This is a genomic window from Flavihumibacter rivuli (assembly GCF_018595685.2).
GTDB lineage: Bacteria > Bacteroidota > Bacteroidia > Chitinophagales > Chitinophagaceae > Flavihumibacter > Flavihumibacter rivuli.
This window is the reverse complement of sequence record NZ_CP092334.1, coordinates 4,262,680-4,287,937: the sequence shown is the minus strand read 5'-3', so window position 1 is coordinate 4,287,937 and position 25,258 is coordinate 4,262,680. Positions and strand designations below refer to the sequence as shown.

Below are 25,258 nucleotides of genomic sequence, written 5' to 3'. Positions count from 1 at the left end.
CGCCGGCAGATTTTACAACAGCCGGCACGCTCACCTTCCTACCCCTTAATGACCATGGAAACCACGCGGGATTAACGTTTCCCAAGGTCAATTTCTGTATTGTCACCTATATTAAGACTACGGCTTTCCCCGCGGACTTCGGTATCACTTCCTATCAATGAATGGGTAAGAACTATATCCTTAAGGTCTGAAAAAGCGCCAATGATGGAGTCCTTGATGATCGAATCATTGATGGTAACACATTCCCCGATAGCCACATTGGGTCCAATAATGGAATTGGAAATATCGCAACCTGCTGCAATGCTGACCGGGGGAATAATGATCGTGTTCGCGAACTGGTGTTCGGCCGAAATATTCTGGCCTATCTTTCTCAGCAATGTGGCATTGCTTTCCAATAAGGTTTCCTTCTTGCCGCAATCGAACCAGTTCTGGACCTTGAAGGCATTGATCTTCACCCCTTTTGTCAACATACACTCCAAGGCATCGGTGAGGTTATACTCCCCATAACTGGTAACACCGTGGCGGATATTCTCTTCCAGGCATTCAAAAAGGACACCCGACTCGCGGATCTTGTAGATACCCACCAGCGCCATGTTCGACTTGGGTATCTGTGGTTTTTCCACTACCCTTGAAATAGAACCATCCTCGCTGATCTCCGCCACCCCAAAATCGCGCGGGTCATCCACCCGTTTTACCCCAAGCAGGGAACGGTCACTGTTCACCACCATTTGGGCATCATACTCGCAGATACTATCCCCCAGTACTACGATCATTTCATCCGACTGGACAATTTCACGGGTCAACAGGATGGCATGCCCTGTACCCAGCCTTTCATTTTGCTGGATAAAATGGGTTTGAAGGTGGGGATATTTTTCTTTCACAAAATCCTGGATCTTATCGCCCAGGTAACCAACAATAAAAATAAAGTCCCTCACCCCGGCCTCCACCAGCTGGTCCACAATGATGCTCAGGATGGTTTTACCGGCCAGTGGGATCAATGCCTTTGGCTGGGTATATGTATGGGGGCGTAGTTTGGTACCTGCACCTGCTACGGGAATGATCGCTTTCATCTGAAATTTTTTCAGTGGCCAGGGTTTGGTTGTAGGCCTTAACAAGGCGTGAAAATAACGAAAAATTACCCAGCCTTCAGTTTATGATGAATCCTAATCCAAATACTGATGAAAATCAGCCATGGAATTGACGGGGATAATTCTTTGTGGGCAAGAAGCTGGCGAACTTTAGACTTCTAAAAAAGGAGGTCTATATGGCAAACCTGACAACAACCAGCAAGTTCCCGTTGGGCAAGACATGGTCCGACTGGCTGGATATGGATCGTATTTTCAACGACAATTTCTTTTCAGAGTTCAACAAAAAAATGCCGGCGATCAATATCGCTGAAACACCCGTCAATTACCAGATTGAACTGGTGGCACCAGGGTTTAAAAAAACCGATTTCAAGGTAAAGGTGGAGGATGATATGCTGCACATCAGCGCTGAATCATCCTCAGAAACCACCAGGGAAGAAAAGAACTATACGCGAAAGGAATACCTGAGGAATAGCTTCAGCCGCTCCTTTACCCTACCCGAGAATGCACAGGATGATGGCATCCAGGCCCAATATGAAGATGGGATCCTGAAACTAATGGTGCCCAAGAAAGCCGTGGCAGCAGAAAAAAAGACAAAATCCATTGATGTTGGATAAATCATAGCAAAAGGGCGTCCTGAAGCTGAACAGCAGGATGCCCTTAGTTTATAGTGGCCATCCCGCGAGTTTGCCGTATTTTTGCGGCAAATTTTTTGACTCATGCAACACGATGCCCTGGTTTTCGACCTCATCCGCAAGGAATTGGATCGCCAACGTCACGGAATTGAATTGATCGCTTCCGAAAACTTCACCTCACTGCAGGTAATGCAGGCAATGGGAAGTGTATTGACCAATAAATACGCTGAAGGTTACCCCGGACGCAGGTATTATGGCGGTTGTGAGATCGTTGACCAGACCGAGCAACTGGCAATCGACCGCATCAAGCAGGCATTTGACTGTGAGTATGCGAACGTACAGCCCCATAGTGGTGCCCAGGCCAATGCTGCAGTAATGCTGGCCATTCTCCAACCCGGGGACAAGATCCTGGGCCTAGACCTGAGCATGGGCGGACACCTGACCCATGGTTCAGCGGTAAACTTCTCAGGAAAACTTTACCAACCCTTCTTCTACGGTGTGGAAAAAGAGACTGGCCTGGTGGATTATGCCATGCTGGAAAAAGTTGCCCGCGAGGAAAAACCCAAACTGATCATCTGTGGCGCTTCTGCCTACAGCCGTGACTGGGATTATGCCCGCATCCGTAAGGTGGCAGACGAGGTTGGCGCTTTTGTGCTTTGTGATATGGCGCATCCTGCAGGCCTGATCGCTAAGGGATTGCTTAGCTCTCCCTTCGAACATTGTCATTTTGTTACTTCTACTACCCATAAAACATTGCGGGGTCCTCGCGGCGGTATCATCCTCATGAAAAAGGACTTCGAGAACCCCTTCGGCCTGAAAGATGTAAAAGGCAATATCCGCATGATGAGCAACCTGCTGGATATGGCTGTTTTCCCCGGCACCCAGGGCGGTCCGCTGGAGCATGTGATCGCTGCCAAAGCTGTAGCCTTTGGGGAATTGCTGAGTGATGAATTCACAACCTATGCCCAGCAGATCGTGAAGAACGCCCAGGCTATGTCGACAGCTTTGGTTGACAGGGGTTACAAGATCATCAGTGATGGAACCGACAACCACCTGATGCTGATCGACCTTCGCAACAAGAATATCAGTGGTAAAAAGGCCGAACAGGTATTGGGCAAGGCGGATATTACCCTGAACAAGAATATGGTACCATTTGATGACAAGAGTGCATTCGTGACCTCGGGTATCAGGGTTGGTGTGCCGGCCATTACCAGCCGTGGCATGAAAGAAGAACATATGGAGTTTGTGATCAACGCCATTGACAAGGTATTGATGAATGCAGATGACGAAGCCATCATTGCAGCCGTAAGGAAATCAGTTAATGAATTCATGGGACAGTTCCCATTGTATCCTGAGTTAGGATAATAGTTCCGAAAGATCTTCCAGGAATGCCATCGGGTTAGCCGATGGCATTTTTTATGTACCTGCTAAGCAGCAGTCCTCACATCGATCAACTAAATGGCCGAAATACCATCATTTCCGGCCAGTATCAATTCTATTTTGTATCTTAAAGAAGAATTGTTTCCTGTCCAATATTCTCCTTCCCTACCCCTTCATTCCGGTCACACTCATTGAAAGCTACATAAGGCCTGAGCACATTAGTCATCACCCCATTTTCAAACAGACCTATATGAAAAAATCATGCATGCCAGCCTTCATTCTTATGCTTTTATTGGCGGCCAACCTGGCCCCTGCACAAGGCATCCTGAACAAAGTAAAGAACAAGGTAAACCAGGCCATTAACAAACCATCCGGGAGCACAGACAACAAATCCTCTTCCGGTAATAACCAGGGCAACAGCAGCCCAAATTCCCCGGAAAGCAACCAGGATAAATTACCCGGAGGCAATGCGTTAACTGAAAAATCTTTGGGACAATTACAAGCGGGAGAATACATCATAAGCGATGAATCACAATTGATCATTGGCAGCAATGGCGTTAATGATTACCTGATCGTTACCAGGACCAAGGAAGGCTTTTTCATCCTTAGTTCCTCCGGCAGGCAGGGTCCATTCAAGAGCCTTAGCAAAGAACAATTGGGATCAAAAAAATCTACAGGCATGGCACTGTCAGAATATAGGGAGGGGACAACCACTAACCTGAAGGACATGATGGCCTATACCCCAGACTACAAAATGGTACTGAAGTACAATGGAAAAGTATTGACCACACTTGACCAGGGCGTTACGCCTATGGCAGCAGCCTATGACCCCAACAGGGATTTCCTTACCTATATCACCATGGGACAAAAAGGAGACCGCAATAACCTCATAACGGTACACCAACCTAAAACCAAAAAGAACATTGAACTTCCGAATGCGATGATGGCCGAAGTTTTGCAGAACCGCTCATCGGGAAGGTTCCTTTACAAGATCAATTCCTTTGACCTGAAGACTGAGTACTGCAATGAAGACGGTGAAAATACAGGACCTTATTCACAGAATTCCAGGGTGTTTGAACTGGCCAATGGAAAAGACTATGTGGTGGCAGACCGGGGTGATAACGACAACACAACGAAGATCTACAAAGCCGGGAAAGTGATCCATGAACTAGACCTGGAGGACAGAACCCAGCTGGTGTTAAATGCGGATGGCAGCCAGTACTGCACTGTTTCATACCGTGGTCTCCAATTTTCTGATGGCAGCCAGGTAAGAACAGGCATCCTTCCAACGGTTGAAAGAACGGCCAACGGTAACAAACTTCATTTCCTGCGTATCAATGAAAACAAAGAGATCATACAGTGTACCATGCCCTGGTAGGCTAGGGTACCTGCTTTTTTCCTGGCTGTTGTTATTAGGAACGGCCAGCATAATGGCACAGGGTAGATTTGCTTCCTTGTTGGGTAGGGATTATCCCAAAGCTGAAAAATTCCTGCAAGAAAACGATAGCCAATTCAGGAAGCTGGCATCATTCGGGATCGTCCCCGAGGAAGCCATGGCTATTGTCTTCCCCGAGTTGATCCGGTACAGTGATATCAGCAATAGCCTTGAGGTGCTAGCCCTGCAGGTAATGTATGTTCAGTTCGGAACCCAGTATTCAGATTTCTCTGTTGGCCCCCTGCAAATGAAACCGTCCTTTGCTGAAAGGCTGGAGTCAGAACCTGGCCTCACATCCCACTGGGTTGGCCAGGGGGTGGGACCCGATCAGGACAGGGACAAGTTCAATTCAAGTTCGGGAAGGGAAAGAAGGCTGGAGAGGCTGACAAGGCTAGACGGACAATTGACCTACCTGACAGTGTTCTTCAAGTGGATGGACCAACGGTATCGAAGCCAGACCTGGGCCTCCAGGGAAGAGAAAATCAGGTTTTATGCAACAGCCTATAATAGTGGTTACTGGCTGGCGGAAGACAGGATCAGGAAACTAATGAGGCAATCCTATTTCAAAACCAGTTCAATGAGCAACACAGCCTACAATTATGGGGATATTGCCATTGACTACTACCGCCGGCTAATATACCAGCGGCAACAAAACGACAAGAAGTCGTTCGGGAGTATTAAATAAGCGCCTCAGTGAACCGATACAATATCCGCAAACTCCCCTTATATCGCACCAATATGACCTATATTTACAGCAAATAGTAACGCTTATGATTCAACGAATTCAGACGGTTTGGCTGGCCCTCGCTGCTATTTGTGGCTTCACCATGGCCAAGGTTCCCCTCTTCCATGCAACACTATCAGACGGCAGTTCGCGCAATTTCCTGGCAACGGAAAACTTGCTGGCATTTGCATTGATCGTGGGCATTGCCTGCATGTCGATCATTGCTATTTTTCTATACAAGAACAGGCCTACCCAATATAAGCTCGCCATTTCCGGCGCCCTCTTATCCATTGTCGTGATAGGCTTACAGGTATATTATATTGAAGCTTTCAAGAAAAGTACCCCCATCACCCAGGGCACCTACCAATGGGGCGGTTTATTGCCAATAGCGATGATGATACTGCTCTTTATGGCATCCGGTAGTATAAGGAAGGATGAAAAACTGGTGAAAAGCCTCGACAGGCTTCGCTAATGAAATAATATAACATAAATAAAAAAGGGAATGGAGATCATCCATTCCCTTTTTTATTGCTTTCGCTAAAGGAATTTCCCGGTCCGGCTTTCCTTAACCTTCTTCAATCCCGAAGGCACTCCCGCATAGACCAGGTTACCGCCACCGTCACCCGCTTCAGGCCCAAGGTCAATTACCCAATCCGCACATTTGATCACATCCGTGTTATGTTCGATCACCAATATGGAATGCCCCTGGTCGATCAGGGCATTGAAAGAAGCCAGTAATTTCCTTATATCATGAAAGTGCAGACCAGTCGTCGGTTCATCGAAGATGAACAGGATATGCCCCTGTGACTTACCCTTACCAAGGAAGGATGCCAGCTTCACCCTTTGTGCTTCGCCACCGGAAAGGGTATCAGAGGATTGGCCCAATTTTACATAGCCTAAACCAACATCACTAAGAGGCTTGATCTTATTGACCACATCCTTTTCTTCGGCGAAGAACTCAAGCGCTTCATCAACACTCATTTCAAGTACATCATAAATCGACCTGCCGTTGTAGTTCACTTCCAATACTTCTTCCTTAAACTTCTTACCACCACAAACTTCGCAGGTAAGGTGAACATCGGCCAGGAACTGCATCTCCACGATCTGTTCGCCTTCGCCCTTACAGGCATCGCAACGTCCACCATCCACATTGAAAGAGAAATGCTTGGGCTGGAATCCACGCATCTTGCTCAATGGCTGCCGGGCAAAAAGGTCGCGGATCTCATCATAAGCCTTGATATAGGTCACCGGGTTACTCCTGGATGACTTCCCGATCGGGTTCTGGTCCACCAGTTCTATCTGGCTGACAAAGTCAATATCCCCTTCAACGGACCGATGCAAGCCCACCTTATCAGCCAATTCCCCTTTTATCTTTTGCAAAGCCGGGTAAAGGATCTGCTTGACCAAAGTGGTCTTGCCACTTCCACTCACACCACTCACAACGGTCAATACCCCAAGCGGGAATTCCACATCAATATCCTTCAGGTTATGCTGCCTGGCACCTTTTACGATCACTGAACGGCGCCAGTTCCTGATACGGGATGGCGGCTCAATAGCGAGCTTGCCAGAAAGGTATTTACCGGTCAGGCTTTTATCATTTGCCACGATCTCCCCGTAATTACCGGCTGCCACCACTTCCCCACCCAAATGACTGGCAAGGGGTCCCATGTCAATGATATGGTCGGCCTCCCTCATCATCATTTCATCGTGTTCCACCACCACAACGGTATTGCCCAGGTCCCTAAGGGATTTTAGCACACCGATCAATCGCTCAGTATCGCGGGAATGGAGTCCAATAGATGGCTCATCCAATATATAGAGGGAATTGGTAAGATTGCTTCCAAGGCTTCGTGTTAGCTGGATGCGCTGGCTTTCACCACCACTCAGGCTATTGGCCAACCTGGATAGGGTAAGGTACCCGAGTCCTACATCCAGTAGTGTCTTTATCCTGGTCTCGATCTCGATCAGTATCCGTTTGGCAACATTGCGGTCATATTCGGTCAATGCTAACTCGTCAAACCATCGCATCAGGTCCTTTACCGGCATTTCACACAATTCCCCGATATGCTTATTGCCCACTTTCACATAAAGGGCCTCCTTCCGAAGTCTGTAGCCATTACAGTCGGGACAGGTTGTACGTCCCCGGTAACGCGACAGCAACACCCGGTATTGGACCTTGTAAAGGTTCTGTTCAACCTCCTTAAAGAAATCGTCGATCCCATAGGCGGAGCCGGAACCCTTCCATAGCATCCTGTATTGGTCCGTGGTCAGGTCTGCGATGGGCTTATGAATGGGGAACCCATTTGAACGGGAAGCCTTGATGAATTGTTCTTTCCACCATCCCAACTTCTCGCCCTTCCATGGTGCAACCGCCCCTTCGTATACACTTAAACGTTTGTCAGGAATCACCAGGTCCTCGTCAATTCCCAAAACCTGGGAAAAACCTTCACAGGTAGGGCAGGCGCCGAAAGGGTTATTGAAGGAAAAAAGGTTGGGTACCGGCACTTCAAAGCTTATCCCATCCAATTCAAAGCGATTGGAAAAGGATAGCTGGATCTTATCATTTACCTGCAGGAGCATTTCCCCCTCCCCTTCATAAAAGGCCGTACCTACGGAATCGGCGATCCGGTGCAGGTCATCCTCATCAAAATCCTTCACCACCAGTCGGTCGATCAACAGGTAAAAAGGTGACTTTGCCTTTTCGACCAGGTGCCAGTTCTGGGCATCCAACAGGTCTTCGATCCGGAAAATCTCATTATTATTATATAGCCTGCTGAAACCTTTTTGGAGCAGGATATTCAGCTCCTCTTCCACTTTCCTGTTGCTGTGCTGGCGGAAGGGTACGATGACCAGCACCTTGTCTCCCTGCTTCAATTCCTTGATGGCACTGACTACATCACTCACATCGTCTTTCTTCACCACCCTTCCCGATACCGGGGAAATGGTTTGGCCGATCCTTGCAAAGAGCAACCTCAGGTAGTCGTAGATCTCTGTCATACTACCTACCGTAGACCTGGGGGTTCGCGTGATCACTTTTTGTTCAATGGCAATAGCCGGGCAAAGGCCTTTGATATAATCCACATCAGGCTTGTTCATCCGCATCAGGAACTGACGGGCATAAGCACTCAGGCTTTCCGCATAGCGGCGCTGGCCTTCTGCAAAAAGCGTATCGATAGTGAGGGAAGACTTGCCAGATCCAGACACCCCGGTAACCACCACCAGCTTGCTGCGGGGTATGGACACACTAACATTCTTGAGATTGTGGACCCTTGCACCTTTAATATATATACCATCCCTGGGGAGGCCATCCGCTGGCTCCGGGTCTTTCTTTTGGGTCTTATTCGCACGAACTGCCATAGTAATAATGATGGGGCAAAAGTATTGGATAATTCAACAGGCAGTGATAACAACAGGGAGCTATAAAAAGTTAAAGGACGATATATACAAGGAATATGAATTGCTTATTGTGCTGTGGCCCAGTTTTATTTTATTATGATTTTCGAAAAAAAATTTTCCTAAAATCTTTTTTATTTCAAAAAATTATTATTTTAGAGTACCAATCATCCAAAAATTGAAAAACCAAAAACTCACGCCTATCGTATAGATACTCTACTCCAACTGTTTATTCCCTAATTACTGTAACCAATATCCTTTAACTTCAAAAACCGTAGAAGTTTATGAAATCACATTGCACTAAAACTGACAATGAACTGATCCATCTGTTCGTAGATGGCGACATGAACGCATTGGAAACCCTTATCCTGCGTCACAAAGACAAGCTTTACACATCCATTCTCTTCATGGTAAAGGACAAATACCTTGCCGAAGATATCTTCCAGGATGTACTGATCAAGATCATCGACACTTTACGTGGCGGACGCTACACTGAAGAAGGCAAATTCCTGCCCTGGGCCATGCGTATTGCACACAACCTCTGTGTTGACCATTTCCGTAAGGTTAAGCGCGCACCATCTATCAAGACCAGCGATGACCGCGACATCTTCGAAGTGTTGAACTTCACAGAAGCCGGCGCTGACGAAAAGATCATGAAGCGCCAGAGCCATGACAGGGTTCGCCAGATGCTGGACCTCTTACCGGAAGACCAGCGTGAGGTGATCATCCTTCGCCACTATGCCGAACTGAGCTTCAAGGAGATCGCTGCCCTTACCAATTGCAGCATCAACACAGCTTTGGGTCGCATGCGTTATGGATTGATCAACCTGCGCAAAATGATGACTGAAAAGAATATTGCGCTATAAGCTTTTAAAGAAATTTTAAGGCAGGTTGACACCGATGTATCCTTCTGTCTTTTAATTTTGGAAAGTAAATCAGACCTAAGCTCTTGTCATTCTGTACCTCCCTCTGACAACTAATTGATTCGCTTGCCCGTTAGAAGGCTGTTGCAGAATGACGCCTAATTATAAAAAAACCTCCCGATGGGAGGTTTTTTATTTTTACCTAAGGGAACTATTGTTGTTACATTTTTCATTTACGCATAGCATCTATCCCACACTTCAGCCACTCCAGGTATTCTTTTTCATCAGGAGTATAGCCCACAGGCTTGTTCAGCAATTTTTCCTCTGGTGAAAGAATAACGTAAAGTGGTTGTGAAGCATTCTTAAAGTTCTCTGTTTCCATGGTCGCAAACTTATCACCAACGGTAACGATCTTCTTCTTCACCCCCTCTGCAGTTGTATAGAGGAACTGTTCATCGTCTGGAAGCAGTTTGCGATCATCCACATACAGGGATACCAGGATAAACTCCTTCTCGATCAATTCCTTCACTTCTGGTTGGGTCCAAACATTCTCCTCCATTTTCCGGCAGTTCACGCATGCCCAACCGGTAAAGTCGATCAAGAGTGGCTTATTGCTTGCCTTGGCCATTGCCAGTGCCTTCTCATAATCATTAACCACATTGGCTTCAACCCCTTTCCCACCGGAAGCTTTTTCGCCGTATATGCTATAGGTCAGGGGTGGTGGGAACCCACTGATCAGTGCCCTGTTGGCATAGGATGTATTGGTAAGGCCAGGCAGCAGATAGATCGTAAACAATCCTGCGATCACCCCAATGGCGATCCTCAGCTTGCTTAACTTCTTCACCGGCCCTTCATGCTTGAACCTGAGGACTCCAAACAGGTATAGTGTAAGGGCAATACCGATGATGATCCAGATGGCAAAGAATACCTCACGCTTCAACAGTCCCCAGTGTTTTACCAGGTCGGCGTTGGAAAGGAACTTGATGGCAAGGGCCAGTTCAAGGAAGCCCAGTACGATCTTGACCGTGGTAAGCCAACCACCGGATTTGGGAATGGCATTGAGCCAATTGGGGAACAAGGCAAAAAGCGCAAAGGGGAGGGCTAGTGCCAAACCGAAGCCCGCCATACCTATTGTCAGCTGCCAGGCACCACCATTGGTGGAAAGTGATCCTGCCAGCAAAGAACCCAGGATCGGGCCTGTACAGGAGAAGGATACCAGGGCCAGTGTAAGGGCCATGAAGAATATCCCCAGCTTTCCCCCTACCCCAGCCTTTGAGTCAACTGAATTGGACAGGCTACTGGGAAGGGTGATCTCGTACAAGCCAAAGAATGACAAGGCAAAAGCAATAAATATAACAAAGAATACCAGGTTAAGCCAAACGTTGGTGGAAATATTATTGAGTATCTCCGGGTTCAGGCTGTCCATCAGGTGGAACGGTATCGACAAAAGCACATAGATCAGGAGAATGAAAAATCCATAGGTTAATGCGTTGGTGATTCCCTTTTTCCTGTCCTGGGTCTTCTTGGTAAAGAAAGAAACCGTCAGCGGGATCATGGGGAATACACAGGGGGTGAATAAGGCAATAAGTCCACCCAGGAAACCAAGTATAAAAATGCTTAGCAAGCCCTTCTCCTTGCTTTCTTCTATACCCGTACCGCCGCAATCGTTGACCGGAGAGTCAAGCTTTATGGCTTCCCGCTTGAGGCTGGCACCTGAACGTTCCTGCAAACCTGCTGCTTTGGCTATCACCTCTCCTGCGGTATTGATCTCTACTTTGAATGGGCTTGCCTCAGGTCCGACTATCTCCTCCCCCTTCATGGCCATATACATCAGGTTACCCTTGATAGCGCTACCGGACTGGGCATTATCCACCAGGATATCCAGTTCAACCCCGCCCTCAAAGTATTTGATCAGGGCATTATCAAACAAAGGCTCCGGCTGTGAAAGCAGTTTACCATTCTCTTTAATAGCGGCAATGGTACCCGTTGAGCCGGAATCAAGGGCTACCCTCGTATTAGGTTCATCATCTTTCATGGTAGTGGAAAAAAGCTTCCAACCCTGGGCGATCTGCCCTTTTAAAATCACATGGACCTTTCCTTCCTTCTTCACCGCTTCATAGGTCCAGTTAACCACTGTGCTGCTATCCTGAGCCCACGCGCCAACCACTGTAGCCAATAAGACTACAAGCAAGAATATTTTCTTGATCATTAGATTATTCTTCAGGTTCAAAAAAGAAACGAGTCCCTGGAAGAACTCGTTGTACTATTATTACTCGGCTTCGCCGATCATCCGCCAATTGCAATTTTGAAATCCACAGTTGAGGGAGGCAGGCATTCTTTTTCATTACATACCATGAATTCTACCTTGCCCGCCAGGTTGGTCTTGGCCTTACCTTTTACTTTCACCACCTGTACGAATTCAACAGATTTTTCATAATACCTAACCTCAGAGCCAAACGCTTCCTCGAAAACCTTTTTCATCTTGCCTACTTCCTTCACCTTTCCGTCCACAGTAAGCAAAGGGTTCTTGACAAAATTGAAGGAGGTAGAAACAGGGCCTTCACCGCCATTCTGCGCATATATATGCCAGTTTCCGTTGATATTGGCGGTCATGTGGACCTCATATGTATTCTCGGCAATTTTCTTCGCCTGGAAACTCCACTTCACCTGTTTGTCACTCTGGGCAAGCAGGATGGTAGCGGAAAAAAGGGCAAGGATCAGGGTGTAAAACCTTTTCATGAAGGACATTTTTTATCGTAAGAATGATGATGCAAATCTCCGGCAAATAGTCCTAATTAAATTCTAAAATTGGGGTAATCAGGTATTATTTCATCAGCAGGGTTTCCATGATGATGCGACCATCTATATTGCCCAGTGCACTGGTACAGGCACGTTCAGGGTGGGGCATCATGCCGAATACATTTCCTGCCGCATTCCGGATACCGGCGATATTCCTGGATGCACCATTGGGATTGGCATCAGGGGTAATATTCCCGTTGGCATCGCAATACCTATAGATCACCTGGCCATTTGCCTCAAGACCATCCAGGGTCTTTTCATCAGCAAAATACCTGCCCTCTCCATGGGCGATAGGGATCTGGAGGGCCTTTTCAGAGCCGAGGCCTTTCAGGTAAACATTCTTACAAATAAATTGCTGGTTGGCATTCCTGAGCAATACACCAGGTAGCAAATGGGATTCGCAAAGGATCTGGAATCCATTGCACACACCCAATACCTTACCGCCATTCTGGGCAAATTCGATCACACTTTGCATCATCGGGCTGAAGCGCGCAATGGCACCGCAGCGGAGGTAGTCACCGTAGGAAAATCCACCAGGCAGCACAATACAGTCCTCAGTGGAAAACATGCTCAGGTCTTTGTCCTTATGCCATAACATAATCACTTCCTGACCAAGATCGTTCTGCAGGGCGTCCTGCATATCCCTGTCGCAATTGGATCCCGGGAAAACTACCACACCGAATTTCATATTGGGTATTTATTGAAGAAAGCGCAAAGGTAGCCGTTCTGTCGGAAATCTACTCAGGTAAACTGCGGGAAATAATTGACCACCACCACAAATGCGAATACTACCCAATGGAGCACGAGCGCCCAGAGGCTGTTTCCCCCATAGTAATAGGTAGCCGCATGGAAGGCAGCAATAGGTATGGTACTCAAAAGCCAGTTCTGGTAGCTGTCGCCCGGGTTGAGCAGGATAATGATCAAGCCTACCAGCACCACTACCAGCAGGAGACTCCAGCATTTCCTCACCTGGATAAGCATTTTGTTAAGGTTATCCTGCACAAAGTAGCCACCGGCCAGGAAGGGGGCCACCATTAGCAGGATCCCCCCGGTAATCCATAAGGACCCGGGCAATTTTGGCCAATTGAAACTTACCGCCGGCAGGATCCCCGAGGTATTCCAGTTATCGGTCAAAAACAGGATGACCAGCAGGAAATAATAAGGGGCCAGAAACCCGATGATAGCAACGATCCACTCTCCCACCCTCAAAGGCCTGGTTACGATCATGGCCAGTACCACCATGATGATGTAGGCGAGTGAGGGACCGTAAACCAGGGGTAAGACCCCAATGAGCAGGCAGGTATTGAAGATGACGGCCATTGGTTTATTACTATTGTACCAACGTACCATCCCATACCATATCCACACTAATAAAAAATTGACAATCAATGTAGAAGAGAACTGGTTCCATTCCGGTAGCAAGGAAGTGACCAGCAGGTAGGACATCCCGACCAGGTACCCTGGCTTAGGGAAGAGCTTGACTGAATTGGTCATCCGGTTGAAAAGGCTGGCCTGTAAATAGAAGACCAGGAATGCCAGCAGGGGGTAAAGGAAGCCCGATTTTCCCCCGACGTTCTCCAGGAAATCCAGTAGCACTTTGTATAAATAGTTATCATCTTCCTGCCGAAGGGGAACCTTGGCATGAAGAAAGAGGGGGAACTTTAAGATAAGCGCATAAATGAGCAGAACGAGCGCATTGCCCGGATTCTTCTGCCGGAAAATTCCTATCACATGGCTGGTTTTTAGAAATCGATCTTCGCAAAGCACAGGAAATTCCTGTACAAACAAGGTACTATCATCTGCCGCGCTGCTACCTGCTTGCCAAATCTTGGCATAAACTCATAGCCCTTATCAAGGTTCTTGAACGTAGGGTAACGGGTAACCTTTCCTGAGGCATCCATACTTTGGTCGGTCAGGACGAAAGTCCTTCGCTCGAAGATATTAAAAAGAAAATGTACTTCTCCCCCTGTATTCATGGTACCGTAAGAAATCAGGTTATCCGACTCGTCATCATATTGGCTTTTGGAGATAACATTTGACCAGGTCAGGTTGGCATCCTTATCAAATGACAAAACCAGAACATTATCCGCAAAATAGCGGCTTACTGTATTGTTGTACCCATAACGATTCCAGGGCATCATCCAGGGGCTGTACACTGGCGACCAATAAGAATACGACATGGGCGACATCCAGGGGCTGCCATAGTTCCAGTAATCCCAACGATTGAAGTTATTGTAACGGGAGGAGGTGTACAAAGCCTCACTGATCACCACAAAACCGCCATCCCTTCGGGTGTAGATCCCTTTCATGAAGAAATCATTGAGTGCTGTTTTCTTGTTGCCATCGTCCCCCTTTGCCAATATCCTCAACTCATCCGTAAACACGAGGGCTGTATCAACCAGCTTTTCATTCTTCTGCTTATCCCAATCCACGATATAGATACCCTCAATATTTCCCCTTTTCTGTTTGGCATAGAAAGAAGTGAGGATCACCCGCTTATTGGTATTATCCACCTTCAGTAAAAGATTATCCAGCACCTGCTTACCCATTTGCAGCTTGCGGATGCTGAATCCGAGCGAGTCAGGGTATTTGATCATCATGTCCACTTTGGCGATGTATTCACTATTGGAGCCAGTCCTGGCATATTTCGCAACTACCAGGTCCCCATCATTGGATAGCTGGAAGTCGGTGAAGAATTCGTTCTTTTCCTCCATCTGGACCTCACTCCGGCTGCGCGACAAGAGGTTCAGCTGGTTGTTCAACAGGTAGGTGCTTATGATGAACAGCCTGGGATTGGCACTATTCACCTTGAACAGCATAATCTTTTGTTTGTCATCGCTGTGAACCACCGTGTACATCTTATTGGTCGAAGCGTAATTGATCTCTGTGGTATCCAGGGTAACCGGACCACCGATCACCTTCGCATCCCCATTGATGGCTACGGCATCGCAATAAACCACCCTTCGCTTCTGGTACTGGTAAAAAACAAGAACCCGGTCAGGATAGGTGATGTAATCCACATTCGTCACTTTCTCAGGCAGGAAATCCATGGGTACCCGCTTTTTGAGCAGCATATTTTCATCATAAATGCACAAGGCATTATCCGTCTTGTTATTCTTATAGATGAGGTAATTAGCACTGATCTTACCCACGATCTCGAAATTAGTTCGACGTGTATCATCCTTTTCCGGCTCGGAATAGGTTACACGCGGAGGGTTCTGTCCAAAAACCGCAGCGCTAAAAAGGAAAAAAAAGCCGACAACAATTCCGTACCAGATTTTCATGACGTACGCTTTATTTAAATATACTTATTCCACAAGGCAAATTCTGTACAATTTTACAAGAAACCCGCAAGTTTGTTGGGGAAACATATACCCTTTGTATCATATTTTTAACTATACCTTTGCATAGTATCGGGATAATGATGGGTTGGCCAGCCTGTCGAACCCGTTGGAGACTAACTTAATTATACCTTTTGTGGGCAAACATTTGAACAAAGCCACCTTCGCAGGGCTAATCGTTGCACTAGGCATTATTTACGGCGATATCGGTACCTCCCCGCTCTACGTAATGAACGCCATCATCAAAGACAAAGTAATTACCGAAAAACTCATCCTGGGTGGCTTGTCCTGTATCATATGGACACTCACGCTCCAAACAACGGTGAAGTACGTGATCCTGACCCTCCAGGCCGACAACCGGGGTGAAGGAGGGATTTTTTCCCTGTATGCCCTGGTGAGAAGGCAGCGGAAATGGCTCGTCATACCAGCCATGATCGGAGGCGCTGCCCTGCTTGCGGATGGCATGATCACTCCACCGATCACCGTTACCTCAGCCATTGAAGGTCTTCGCCAGATGCCCCGGCTCCACGAGATCCAGCAATCAACGGTGGTGTACATTGTACTAGCCATCATCTCACTTTTATTCTTCGTTCAGCAGTTTGGTACCGCTTCAATCGGAAAATTGTTTGGCCCGATCATGATGGTTTGGTTCACCATGCTTGCACTGCTGGGTATCATCCACCTGAGTGACGATCCGGGAATATTCAAGGCATTTAGCCCCCACTACGCAATTGACCTACTCACTACTTACCCCAAAGGGTTCTGGATATTGGGTGCCGTATTCCTTTGTACCACTGGTGCCGAGGCCCTGTATTCAGACCTGGGCCACTGCGGCAAGGAAAACATCCGCTACTCATGGATATTTGTAAAAAGCAGCCTTATCCTCAACTACCTTGGACAAGGTGCCTGGTTGCTGGCCAATTACGAAGGCAAACTTTTCGATACGGCCAACATGAACCCCTTCTATAGCCTGATGCCCCAATGGTTCGTTTTCTGGGGGATCACCATCGCTACCGTTGCAGCCATTATTGCCAGCCAGGCCCTGATCAGTGGTTCTTTTACCCTGATCAGCGAGGCTATGCGCCTCAACCTCTGGCCCCGACTGAAGATCAACTACCCTACCGAAGCAAAGGGACAATTGTATATCCCTGGCATCAACCTGATCCTCTTCCTGGGCTGTATGGGAGTGGTATTGTACTTCAAGAAATCCAGCAACATGGAAGCCGCCTATGGCCTGGCCATTACGCTGTGTATGATCGCCACTTCTATCCTTTTCTCCAATTACCTGGTATCCAAAAGGGTTAACCCCCTGTTGATCTACCTGTACCTTGCCGTTTATTTCTCCATAGAATTCAGCTTCCTTTTTGCCAACCTGGAAAAGTTTGAACACGGCGGCTATGTTACCCTGGTGATCGGCGGTGGCCTGTTTGCCATCATGTACGTTTGGTACCGTAGCAGGAAGATCAAGAACCGCTATGTTGAATTCGTCAGGTTGGAACACTATATCCCCATGATCCAGGAACTGAGTAACGACAAAACAGTTCCCAAACATGCCACCCATCTGGTGTACATGACCAGCGCCAATAACCCGAAAGAGATCGAGCATAAGATCATTTACTCCATACTGAACAAAAAGCCCAAGCGGGCCGACATCTATTGGTTCGTGCATGTGGACACCCTTGATGACCCCTATACCTGTGAGTATGTAGTTGACCATATCATCCCCAATGATATCATCAGGGTGGAGTTCAGGCTGGGATTCCGGATGGAACCCCGCATCAACCTGCTTTTCAGGAAAGTAGTGGAAGACCTGGTGAACAACAAGGAAGTGAATATCTACAGCCGCTATGAAAGCCTGGAAAGGAATAATGTCGTGGGTGACTTCCAGTTCATCGTAATGGAAAAATACCTCAGCCAGGATAATGAACTGCCATTATTCGAGCGCATCATCATGAAGACCTATTTCTGGCTGAAGGACATCAGTCTTTCAGAGGAAAGGGGCTTCGGGCTTGACCCCGCCAATGTTGTGGTAGAAAAATTCCCGTTAATTGTAGCACCGGTTACCCAGATCAAGTTAAAAAGGGTATTCCATGATGATGAAGAAGAAGTAATATAGGCATGCAACAAATCACTGCGGAACAACTCAGGCAGCAATTGCACGAGAACCAGGACCTTTTACTGGTTGATGTAAGGGAAGAGGAGGAACACGAAGCCTTCAATATCGGGGGCCTGTTGCTGCCGCTGGGTGAGCTCATGTCTTCCGCAGGATCCATCCCGAAAGACAAGCCGGTAGTGGTCTATTGCAAGAGGGGCATCAGGAGTGCCATAGCCATCCAACGCCTGCAGGAAAGGTTCGGTTATACCAACCTGTTGAACCTGCAGGGCGGTATGGAAGAATGGAAGAAAACACAGGGACATCCTTAGGCTAAAGGGCATAAAGTTTCTTATATTAGGCATAAGAATCGCATCACCTTGAACCAACTACTGCTGTATGTAATAGGCGACATAGCCGTCCTGAGTATCATCGCCTACTTTGCACAAGAGAAACTGATCTTCAAACCCGAGAAGCTGGATCAGGATTTCCAATTCAGGTATGATATCCCCTTCAAGGAACTTTTCTTTGATATTGAACCGGGGGTAAGGATCAATGGACTGCATTTTTACCGCGACGCACCGAATGGCCTTGTCCTTTACCTTCATGGCAATACCCGCAGCATCAAAGGCTGGGCAAAATATGCAAGGGATTTCTACCGCTACAACTATGATGTTGTATTGGTTGATTACAGGGGATTTGGAAAAAGTACGGGCAAGAGAAGTGAAAAGGAAATGCTGGCCGATATCCAGCATGTTTACGACAGTCTCACAGTTCAATACCCCGAACACCATATCATAGTTTATGGCAGGAGCATGGGTAGTGGTTTTGCAGCCAAGATCGCTTCCGACAATAAGCCCAGGTACCTGATCCTGGATGCTCCCTACTATAGCTTCCGCAAAGTTGTGGAACGTTTCCTGCCCATCCTGCCTGTCAGGTGGGTACTTCGGTTCCACCTCAGGACCGACAAATGGATCAGGCATGTGAACTGCCATACCTATATCATCCATGGCACCCGCGACTGGCTGATCCCCATCAAACACAGCGAGCGATTACAAAAGATCAATCCGGGGAAGATCACCCTTATCCGCATCCATGGTGGGGGCCATAATAATCTCCCTGATTTCGACGATTACCACAATTTCATCAGGGATATCCTGAAATATTGAGTAGCAACAACAATTCCGGACAAAGCAGAAATCCTCTACCTTGCGTTTCATTATGAGATGGTTCCGCTGGTTAAAATTGGCAATCTTGCTTTATGCCCTGATCGGGATAGCAGTTTATTACCTGCAGGATTATTTCCTGTTCCATCCCGAACCCCTGAACAGGTCATCCAAGCTCAATACCAACCAGCCCCATAAAGACATCAACATTCCATTTGATGCCAACTCTAACCTGAATATTGTCCAATTCACCACTGCGCAGCCAGGATCAAAAGGGGTGGTCCTTTATTTTCACGGCAACAGGAAAAATATTGAATGGTATGCCCGTTTTGCCCCAAATTTCACCCGAAGGGGCTACGAGGTTTGGATGATAGACTATCCCGGATTCGGGAAAAGTACCGGTGATTTCACCGAGGAAAGGCTTTACGCATATGCAGGGCAGTTATACAAACTGGCAAGAAACCGTTTCAACAAGAACAGCATCATCATCTACGGTAAAAGTATGGGCACGGGAATTGCCGCCCAACTGGGTTCGGTTAAGGATTGCCGTATGCTCATCCTGGAAACCCCTTATTATTCCCTTAAAGACCTTGTTGGGCATTTCCTTCCGATCTATCCCATCAGCAGGATGCTTCATTACAGTTTACCCACCAATGAATACCTGCCAAAGGTCATTGCCCCCATCATCATTTTCCAGGGCAACGACGACGGGGTCATTCCCTATTCGCAGGCATCCAGGCTGAAGCCATTGCTGAAGCAATCTGATGAATTCATCACCATTGATGGCGGAAGCCACAATGACCTGGATAAATATCCCCTTTACCAAAAAAAGCTGGATACCATCCTCACTCGCTGACCGGGATAATATTCCTTGGCTTATTCTTCCTGAGTTTGTCCGGCAGGCTGGCAAGGATCTCCTCCCTGATCGTCTGCAATAGTTTCTGTTTGACAAAGGTTTTGGTCGTAACCAGGCTCACTTCCCGCATCGGCGAAGGTGAACGGAAATGCCTGATCAGCTTCTGTTGGCTGGAAGTAAGGTCAAGGGTAGCCAGTTCCGGGAGAATAGTAATTCCCCTGTTCATCTCAACCATCCGTTTCAGGGTTTCAAGGCTTCCGGCTTCGTACTCAAATAGGAGCAGGTCTTTATGGGCTTTCTGCAGCTCACACAGGTTCAGCATCTGGGATCGAAAGCAATGCCCTTCTTCCAACAACCACAGGTCATGCACATCAATATCCTTGGCCAGCATATAGGTCTTTTTGTAGGCAGCATTCTTTTTAGAGACATAGGCTACCATCTCTTCATAAAACATGGGATACTCCCGGATAGAATTATGTTGCAATGGGGTAACGATCAACCCCATGTCCAGGTGCCCCTTATGCAAGGCTTCCACCAGACTGTCAGTGGTCATTTCCTTCACCTTTAACTGCACATCAGGGTATTTATCCAGGAAACTCTGCAGGAAAAGGGGAAGCAGGTAGGGCGCCAATGTCGGGATGATGCCCAATTTAAGCTCACCATGAATCAACCCCTGTTTTTCCTTCACTACATCTTCCAGCTGTTTCACTTCGTTGATGATCCTCCTCGCATGAACCAGTAACACCTCCCCGATTGCTGTAGGCACAACGGGTTGACGGCTGCGGTCAAATAACTTGATCCCCAGCTCTTCCTCCAGCTTCTGGATCTGCATACTCAGGGTAGGCTGTGTTACAAAGCAACTGGCGGCAGCAGTTGCAAAATGCCGGTGCTCATCCACAGCCAGGATATACTCTAACTGAACGATTGTCATCTGATAGTTTTTATCTATAACAATCCCAAAGCTAATCAATTACCAATATTGGGAATGGGCTAATGTGAAGGAGGCCGGACGCGCATAAAAACATAATGCCTTCCCTTACACGAACCGTAAGGGAAGGCATTCAGTATCTTGCTACACTAACGATAACCAATAAGTGAAAAATCCGGCTTTCGTTTTTAGGTCTAATGGTTAGGTATGATCAGCGATCCCGGCCTCTTTTTAACCCACTATTTTTATGATCTGCTGCGGGCTGCTTGACATCCTTTACCAATCCGGTGGCAGCAGTATAGAGCACTAACTCTTTAAGTTTTTCGATCTCCTTCCTCAAATGTGGATTAGCGATCAGGTACGCTTCCCAATAAGCCTGGTCCAGTTCATTTGTGCCGCTACAGAAATGGATAAAGGAGTCATCTGACAATAAGCGATCCAGTTCTCTTTCTCTCATAAGAAAAAAAATTTTAATGAAGTCTACTGCTAACTCGTCAGAGGGAAATCAGTTGGCGGTTGGTGGAACCAGATCATTAAACATGCTCAAAACCTAAATAAATATCCTTTGGTTTAACGAGAGAAAACCCTGATTTCTTTTACCAAAATAACCTTATTAAAATTAAATGTATTTACCTATTAAAAACAAATTGTTTTTAATCTTATATGTTACCATTTATTCAACAAAACATAAACGAAAAATCTAGCGTTCAGACAACCGAACAATATCCTTGCCAACTTTCAACTTATAGGGAAGGCCAACTTTCAGTGCATAGTTTTCCTGGCCATGACTTACCGGAAAATTAAAACAAACCGGATAATCATACTCCTGCACTATATCCTTAATGATCTCAATAGCGTTCTTTCCAAATGGTCGCTCAGTATCCTTACTATCTGTAAAACCACCGATCACCAATCCGGCGAGTCCATCCAAAACCCCGGACCTTTTTAACTGGTACATCATGCGATCGATATTGTATAAATATTCCCCAACGTCCTCCAGGAAAAGGATCTTACCCTTTGTCTTGTAAGCTGACCCGGTTCCAATCAAATGCGCTACCAGCGTGAGATTGCCGCCGACAAGACTTCCCTCGGCCGCACCCGGTTGGTTGAAATGATGGGGCAAGGCTGAATACTTTCCCTTCTTCCCCTCAAGCGCCTTGCGAAGGGAAAGCACATATTCCGTCTTGTCACCACCATCATTGAATGCCCCTGCCATGGGAGCGTGGAGCGAGGCTATCTTCAGGTTGCGGTTGAGGTGGGCATGTAACACGGTAATATCACTGAACCCAATGATCCATTTGGGTGATTTCCGGAAGCGTTTGAAATCGATTTGTTCAACAATCCTACCCAAACCATAGCCTCCCCTTCCACAAAGCACTGCCTGCACCTCAGGGGCATCGATCATCCGCTGGAGATCATCCAACCTTTCGGCATCCGTGCCGGAAAAATAATTGCCAGAACTGCTCATCATGGTCGCGCCAAGTTTCACCCTGTATCCCCATTCCTGCAGGACATCAGTGCATGTCTTCCATCTTTCCATCGGCATGAAGCCAGCAGGACAAACCAGGCCGATACAATCTCCTTTCTTTAGATAAGGTGGTACTACCATTTTTCAAATTTAATTAAGGTCAACAGGCGCTCCCTCTAAGCCCTTTGGCGAAGATGAAAAAAAATACGGAGCCGGGCGAAGGATTCATTGAAAACATCCGTCTAATAGGGTCGATAAGAATAAGTATGCGAATCATTGTAGTAGTATTGATCGGAATTATTTCATGCCTGGAACTACAGGCACAGCAAACCGTAAAGGGAGTGATCACGGGCAAACAGGATGGCAAGCCACTAGTCGGAGCAACCGTCAGGATCAGCAACAGCAGTTTTTCCCGCAATGTCGTTACCACAGCCAATGGCCAGTTCAGTTTTTCGGGAATCCCCAACGGCTCCTACAAAATAGGGGTATCATTTATTGGTTTTGAAGCCTGGGAAAAAGTGATCACCCTTCAGGGCAAGCCTATTGACCTGGGCACCATCACCTTGGACAAATCTTCGAAAAGCCTGGATGAGGTCGTGGTAAAAGCAACGACACCGCCAGCCCAGCAGAAAGGCGATACAGTCCAGTTCAATGCAAGCCAATTCAAGGTAAATGCGGACGCCAATGTTGAAGACCTGGTCAAGAAAATGCCGGGTGTCCAGGTAGAAAATGGCCAGGTTAAAGCTCAGGGGGAAAATGTCAGGAAGGTAACCATTGATGGCAGGGAATTCTTTGGGGATGATGCTACTGCAGCCCTGCGCAACCTGCCCGCGGATGTGGTGGACAAGATACAGGTATTTGACCGCTTAAGCGACCAGGCACAGTTGACTGGTGTTGATGACGGGCAAGGATACAAGGCCATTAATATTGTTACGAAAGAGGACCGCAGGAATGGACAGTTTGGAAGGGTATATGCAGGCTATGGAACCGATGACCGCTACCAGGCGGGGGGATCAGTCAACTTTTTCAATAAGGAACGGAGGATATCGATCGTTGGACTTTTTAACAACATCAACCAGCAGAACTTCACCGGTTCCGACATCCTAGGACTGACCGGCGGGGGCAGCGGAAGAGGCGGGGGCAGCGGAAGGGGTGGTCCCGGTGGCGGCAATAGCGACAATTTCCAGGTAGCTGGCCAAAGGGGCATCACCACCACTAACTCAGTAGGGGTCAACTTCAGCGACCTTTGGGGAAAGAATTTCAACGTATCAGGCAGCTACTTCTTCAACAACTCAAAAAACGACAATAATTCGGTTTCCAACCGGGAACAGTTCATCACACCTGACTCAAGCACGTTCTATCGTGAAGTGTCCTCTGCCCGGAATAATACCAGCAGCCATCGGATCAATATGCGGATGGAGTATAAGATAGATTCCAACAACACCCTGATCATTACCCCATCTTTCAACTTCCAGGAAAACAATAACAGGTCTGACCTTAGTGGTCTCCAGAGCCTCCAAAGCTCCAATCCGATCAGTGCTACCCAAAACCTTAGCAGGACCACTGGCAATGGTTACAACTTTAATAATACTGTCCTTTTCAGGCACGCCTTCCACAACAGGCGAAGGTCTATCGCCGTAGGGATCACAACAGGGCTGAACAACCGAAATTCAACGCAGGAGGTAACAGCCATTTCAACCTTCTACAAAACAATCCCCCCGGATGTGGACTCCCTCCTGCAACAGCAGATAGCTGAAACAAAAGGGTATTCCCTTTCCACCAATATCACGTACAATGAACCGATTGGTAAGAAAGGGACATTGCAGGTCAGCTATAACCCTTCCTATTCCAACAGCGATGCAGACCAGCGGACCTGGAAGTTTGATGAGTCGACCGGAAAATTCAGCCAACTGGACACCAGCTTATCCAATGTTTTCAGCAACCAGATTACTACACAAAGGGGAGGTATTACCTACCGCTACGGCGACAGGGATAAAATGCTAGCCATCGGCCTGGATGCACAGGAAGCCACACTGAAGAACAACCAGACCTACCCGCAGCAAGGTGTCCTGAATAAAAAATTCAGTAACGTATTACCCAATGCCATGTTCCGCTGGAAACTCAGCGACAAGAGCAATATCCGTTTGTTCTATCGCAGCAATACCAATAATCCGGGTGTGGGACAATTGCAAAATGTGATCAACAATACCAATCCATTGTTCCTGACAACCGGTAATCCGGAACTCGAACAGTCGGTGACCAACCGTTTTGGCGGCAGGTATAGTTATACCAATAGCCGTAAGGGCACCAGCTTCTTCGCTAACCTTTTCGCTAACCAGACAGATAACTTTATCACCAACGCAACGTATACAGCCTTCCAGGATTCAGTACTTACCCCTACAGTTACGCTTTTCAGGGGATCGCAATTATCAAAGCCTATTAACCTGGATGGCTACTGGAATATCAATTCACTGCTGACCTATTCCTTTCCAATAAAACCGATCAAATCAAACCTTACCCTGAATGGAGGCCTGACCTTTGTTCGCACGCCCGGTCTCATCAACAATGCCAGCAATATTGCCAATAGCATTACCTATTCCGGGGGACTGGTACTGGCCAGTAACATCAGTGAGTATGTCGACTTCAACCTGAATTACACGGCCAATTACAGCGAGGTAAAGAACAGCTTCCAGCAAACACTTGACAATAATTATTTTTCCCAGCTTGCCGGACTTTCGGTTAACCTTACCAGTAAGAAAGGCTGGTTGTTCCAGACAGAGATCAACAATCAATTGTATCGCGGTTTAACAGCAGCTTTTAACCAGGATTTCTGGCTCTGGAACATGGCCATTGGCAAAAAATTCCTGAAAGACCAGAAAGGGGACCTCAGGCTATCCGTATTCGACCTCCTGAAGCAGAACAGGAGCATCAGCAGGACCATTGCAGCCAACTATATAGAAGATGTACAGACGCAGGTGCTGACCCAATACTTTATGCTTACTTTCTATTACCGGATCAAGAATTTTGGCAAGGCTCCCGCCGCCCCAAGAAGGCAAACGGGACCTGGCAACCCATTCTTTTAGGCCGGGTGGA

Annotated in this window: 21 protein-coding genes; 11 read left to right on the top strand and 10 right to left on the bottom strand. The window is 47.2% G+C overall.

Annotated elements, in window-relative coordinates; all coding sequences use genetic code 11:
• Positions 1-71: 71 nt before the first annotated feature.
• The gene (locus tag KJS94_RS18145) at positions 72-1,070 is read right to left on the bottom strand and encodes a sugar phosphate nucleotidyltransferase (RefSeq protein WP_214446707.1); all 999 of its coding nucleotides are present in this window, start codon (positions 1,068-1,070) and stop codon (positions 72-74) included.
• A 194-nt stretch (positions 1,071-1,264) separates the two neighbouring features.
• Between KJS94_RS18145 and KJS94_RS18140 the strand changes: the two genes are divergently transcribed.
• The 5 genes from KJS94_RS18140 (at position 1,265) to KJS94_RS18120 (ending at position 5,731) form a co-directional block, all read left to right on the top strand.
• Positions 1,265-1,702, top strand: coding sequence for an Hsp20/alpha crystallin family protein (locus KJS94_RS18140; protein ID WP_214446706.1), 438 nt, complete (start codon positions 1,265-1,267; stop codon positions 1,700-1,702).
• Between the two features lie 102 nt (positions 1,703-1,804).
• The gene (gene glyA / locus KJS94_RS18135) at positions 1,805-3,085 is read left to right on the top strand and encodes a serine hydroxymethyltransferase (RefSeq protein WP_214446705.1); all 1,281 of its coding nucleotides are present in this window, start codon (positions 1,805-1,807) and stop codon (positions 3,083-3,085) included.
• Positions 3,086-3,365: 280 nt separating this feature from the next.
• Positions 3,366-4,478 carry a hypothetical protein gene (locus KJS94_RS18130; protein ID WP_214446704.1) on the top strand — a complete coding sequence of 371 codons (1,113 nt, stop codon included), beginning with the start codon at positions 3,366-3,368 and terminating at the stop codon, positions 4,476-4,478.
• A gap of 52 nt (positions 4,479-4,530) precedes the next feature.
• On the top strand, positions 4,531-5,220 hold the full coding sequence (locus KJS94_RS18125) for a hypothetical protein (protein WP_214446703.1): 690 nt from the start codon (positions 4,531-4,533) through the stop codon (positions 5,218-5,220).
• Positions 5,221-5,305: 85 nt separating this feature from the next.
• A complete protein-coding gene (locus KJS94_RS18120) occupies positions 5,306-5,731 on the top strand; it encodes a DUF4293 domain-containing protein (protein WP_214446702.1) in 426 nt (141 codons plus the stop codon).
• 65 nt (positions 5,732-5,796) lie between these two features.
• Here KJS94_RS18120 and uvrA read toward each other — a convergent pair whose 3' ends face one another.
• The gene (uvrA, locus tag KJS94_RS18115) at positions 5,797-8,616 is read right to left on the bottom strand and encodes an excinuclease ABC subunit UvrA (protein ID WP_214446701.1); all 2,820 of its coding nucleotides are present in this window, start codon (positions 8,614-8,616) and stop codon (positions 5,797-5,799) included.
• A gap of 320 nt (positions 8,617-8,936) precedes the next feature.
• On the opposite strand from uvrA, the gene KJS94_RS18110 reads away from it, so the two are divergent.
• Entirely contained in the window at positions 8,937-9,518 is a 582-nt protein-coding gene (locus tag KJS94_RS18110; protein ID WP_214446700.1) for an RNA polymerase sigma factor, read from the top strand.
• A 226-nt stretch (positions 9,519-9,744) separates the two neighbouring features.
• Here the strand turns inward: KJS94_RS18110 and KJS94_RS18105 are convergent, their stop codons facing one another.
• The 5 genes from KJS94_RS18105 to KJS94_RS18085 form a co-directional block, all read right to left on the bottom strand.
• Entirely contained in the window at positions 9,745-11,724 is a 1,980-nt protein-coding gene (locus KJS94_RS18105; protein ID WP_214446699.1) for a protein-disulfide reductase DsbD family protein, read from the bottom strand.
• Positions 11,725-11,801: 77 nt separating this feature from the next.
• Complete coding sequence (locus KJS94_RS18100) at positions 11,802-12,254, bottom strand: protein-disulfide reductase DsbD domain-containing protein (protein ID WP_214446698.1); 453 nt, start codon at positions 12,252-12,254, stop codon at positions 11,802-11,804.
• Between the two features lie 85 nt (positions 12,255-12,339).
• Positions 12,340-13,002: a phosphoribosylformylglycinamidine synthase subunit PurQ gene (gene purQ / locus KJS94_RS18095; RefSeq protein WP_214446697.1), complete on the bottom strand. Its 663-nt coding sequence runs from the start codon at positions 13,000-13,002 to the stop codon at positions 12,340-12,342.
• 53 nt (positions 13,003-13,055) lie between these two features.
• Entirely contained in the window at positions 13,056-14,045 is a 990-nt protein-coding gene (locus KJS94_RS18090; RefSeq protein ID WP_214446696.1) for a hypothetical protein, read from the bottom strand.
• Between the two features lie 11 nt (positions 14,046-14,056).
• Positions 14,057-15,598: a hypothetical protein gene (locus tag KJS94_RS18085; RefSeq protein WP_214446695.1), complete on the bottom strand. Its 1,542-nt coding sequence runs from the start codon at positions 15,596-15,598 to the stop codon at positions 14,057-14,059.
• A gap of 193 nt (positions 15,599-15,791) precedes the next feature.
• Here KJS94_RS18085 and KJS94_RS18080 point away from each other — a divergent pair, with 193 nt between their 5' ends.
• Genes KJS94_RS18080 through KJS94_RS18065 form a run of 4 tightly spaced genes read left to right on the top strand, consistent with a single transcriptional unit; the run spans position 15,792 to position 19,769 of the window.
• Positions 15,792-17,771 carry a KUP/HAK/KT family potassium transporter gene (locus tag KJS94_RS18080; protein WP_214446694.1) on the top strand — a complete coding sequence of 660 codons (1,980 nt, stop codon included), beginning with the start codon at positions 15,792-15,794 and terminating at the stop codon, positions 17,769-17,771.
• 2 nt (positions 17,772-17,773) lie between these two features.
• Positions 17,774-18,079 carry a rhodanese-like domain-containing protein gene (locus KJS94_RS18075; RefSeq protein WP_214446693.1) on the top strand — a complete coding sequence of 102 codons (306 nt, stop codon included), beginning with the start codon at positions 17,774-17,776 and terminating at the stop codon, positions 18,077-18,079.
• Between the two features lie 48 nt (positions 18,080-18,127).
• Positions 18,128-18,916 (top strand): alpha/beta hydrolase, encoded by a 789-nt coding sequence (locus tag KJS94_RS18070; RefSeq protein WP_214446692.1) that lies wholly within the window; start codon positions 18,128-18,130, stop codon positions 18,914-18,916.
• Positions 18,917-18,968: 52 nt separating this feature from the next.
• Positions 18,969-19,769, top strand: coding sequence for an alpha/beta hydrolase (locus KJS94_RS18065; RefSeq protein ID WP_214446691.1), 801 nt, complete (start codon positions 18,969-18,971; stop codon positions 19,767-19,769).
• On the opposite strand, the gene KJS94_RS18060 is transcribed toward KJS94_RS18065, so the two are convergent.
• The 3 genes from KJS94_RS18060 to KJS94_RS18050 all read right to left on the bottom strand — a co-directional run bounded on the left by KJS94_RS18060 (position 19,759) and on the right by KJS94_RS18050 (position 22,306).
• Positions 19,759-20,700: a hydrogen peroxide-inducible genes activator gene (locus tag KJS94_RS18060; RefSeq protein WP_214446690.1), complete on the bottom strand. Its 942-nt coding sequence runs from the start codon at positions 20,698-20,700 to the stop codon at positions 19,759-19,761. The genes KJS94_RS18065 and KJS94_RS18060 overlap by 11 nt on opposite strands.
• 208 nt (positions 20,701-20,908) lie before the next feature.
• Positions 20,909-21,154, bottom strand: a complete 246-nt coding sequence (locus tag KJS94_RS18055; protein WP_214446689.1) for a hypothetical protein — start codon at positions 21,152-21,154, stop codon at positions 20,909-20,911.
• Between the two features lie 243 nt (positions 21,155-21,397).
• Positions 21,398-22,306, bottom strand: coding sequence for a S66 peptidase family protein (locus tag KJS94_RS18050; RefSeq protein WP_214446688.1), 909 nt, complete (start codon positions 22,304-22,306; stop codon positions 21,398-21,400).
• A 125-nt stretch (positions 22,307-22,431) separates the two neighbouring features.
• Between KJS94_RS18050 and KJS94_RS18045 the strand changes: the two genes are divergently transcribed.
• Positions 22,432-25,248, top strand: a complete 2,817-nt coding sequence (locus KJS94_RS18045) for a TonB-dependent receptor (RefSeq protein WP_214446687.1) — start codon at positions 22,432-22,434, stop codon at positions 25,246-25,248.
• The last annotated feature ends 10 nt before the right edge of the window (positions 25,249-25,258 follow it).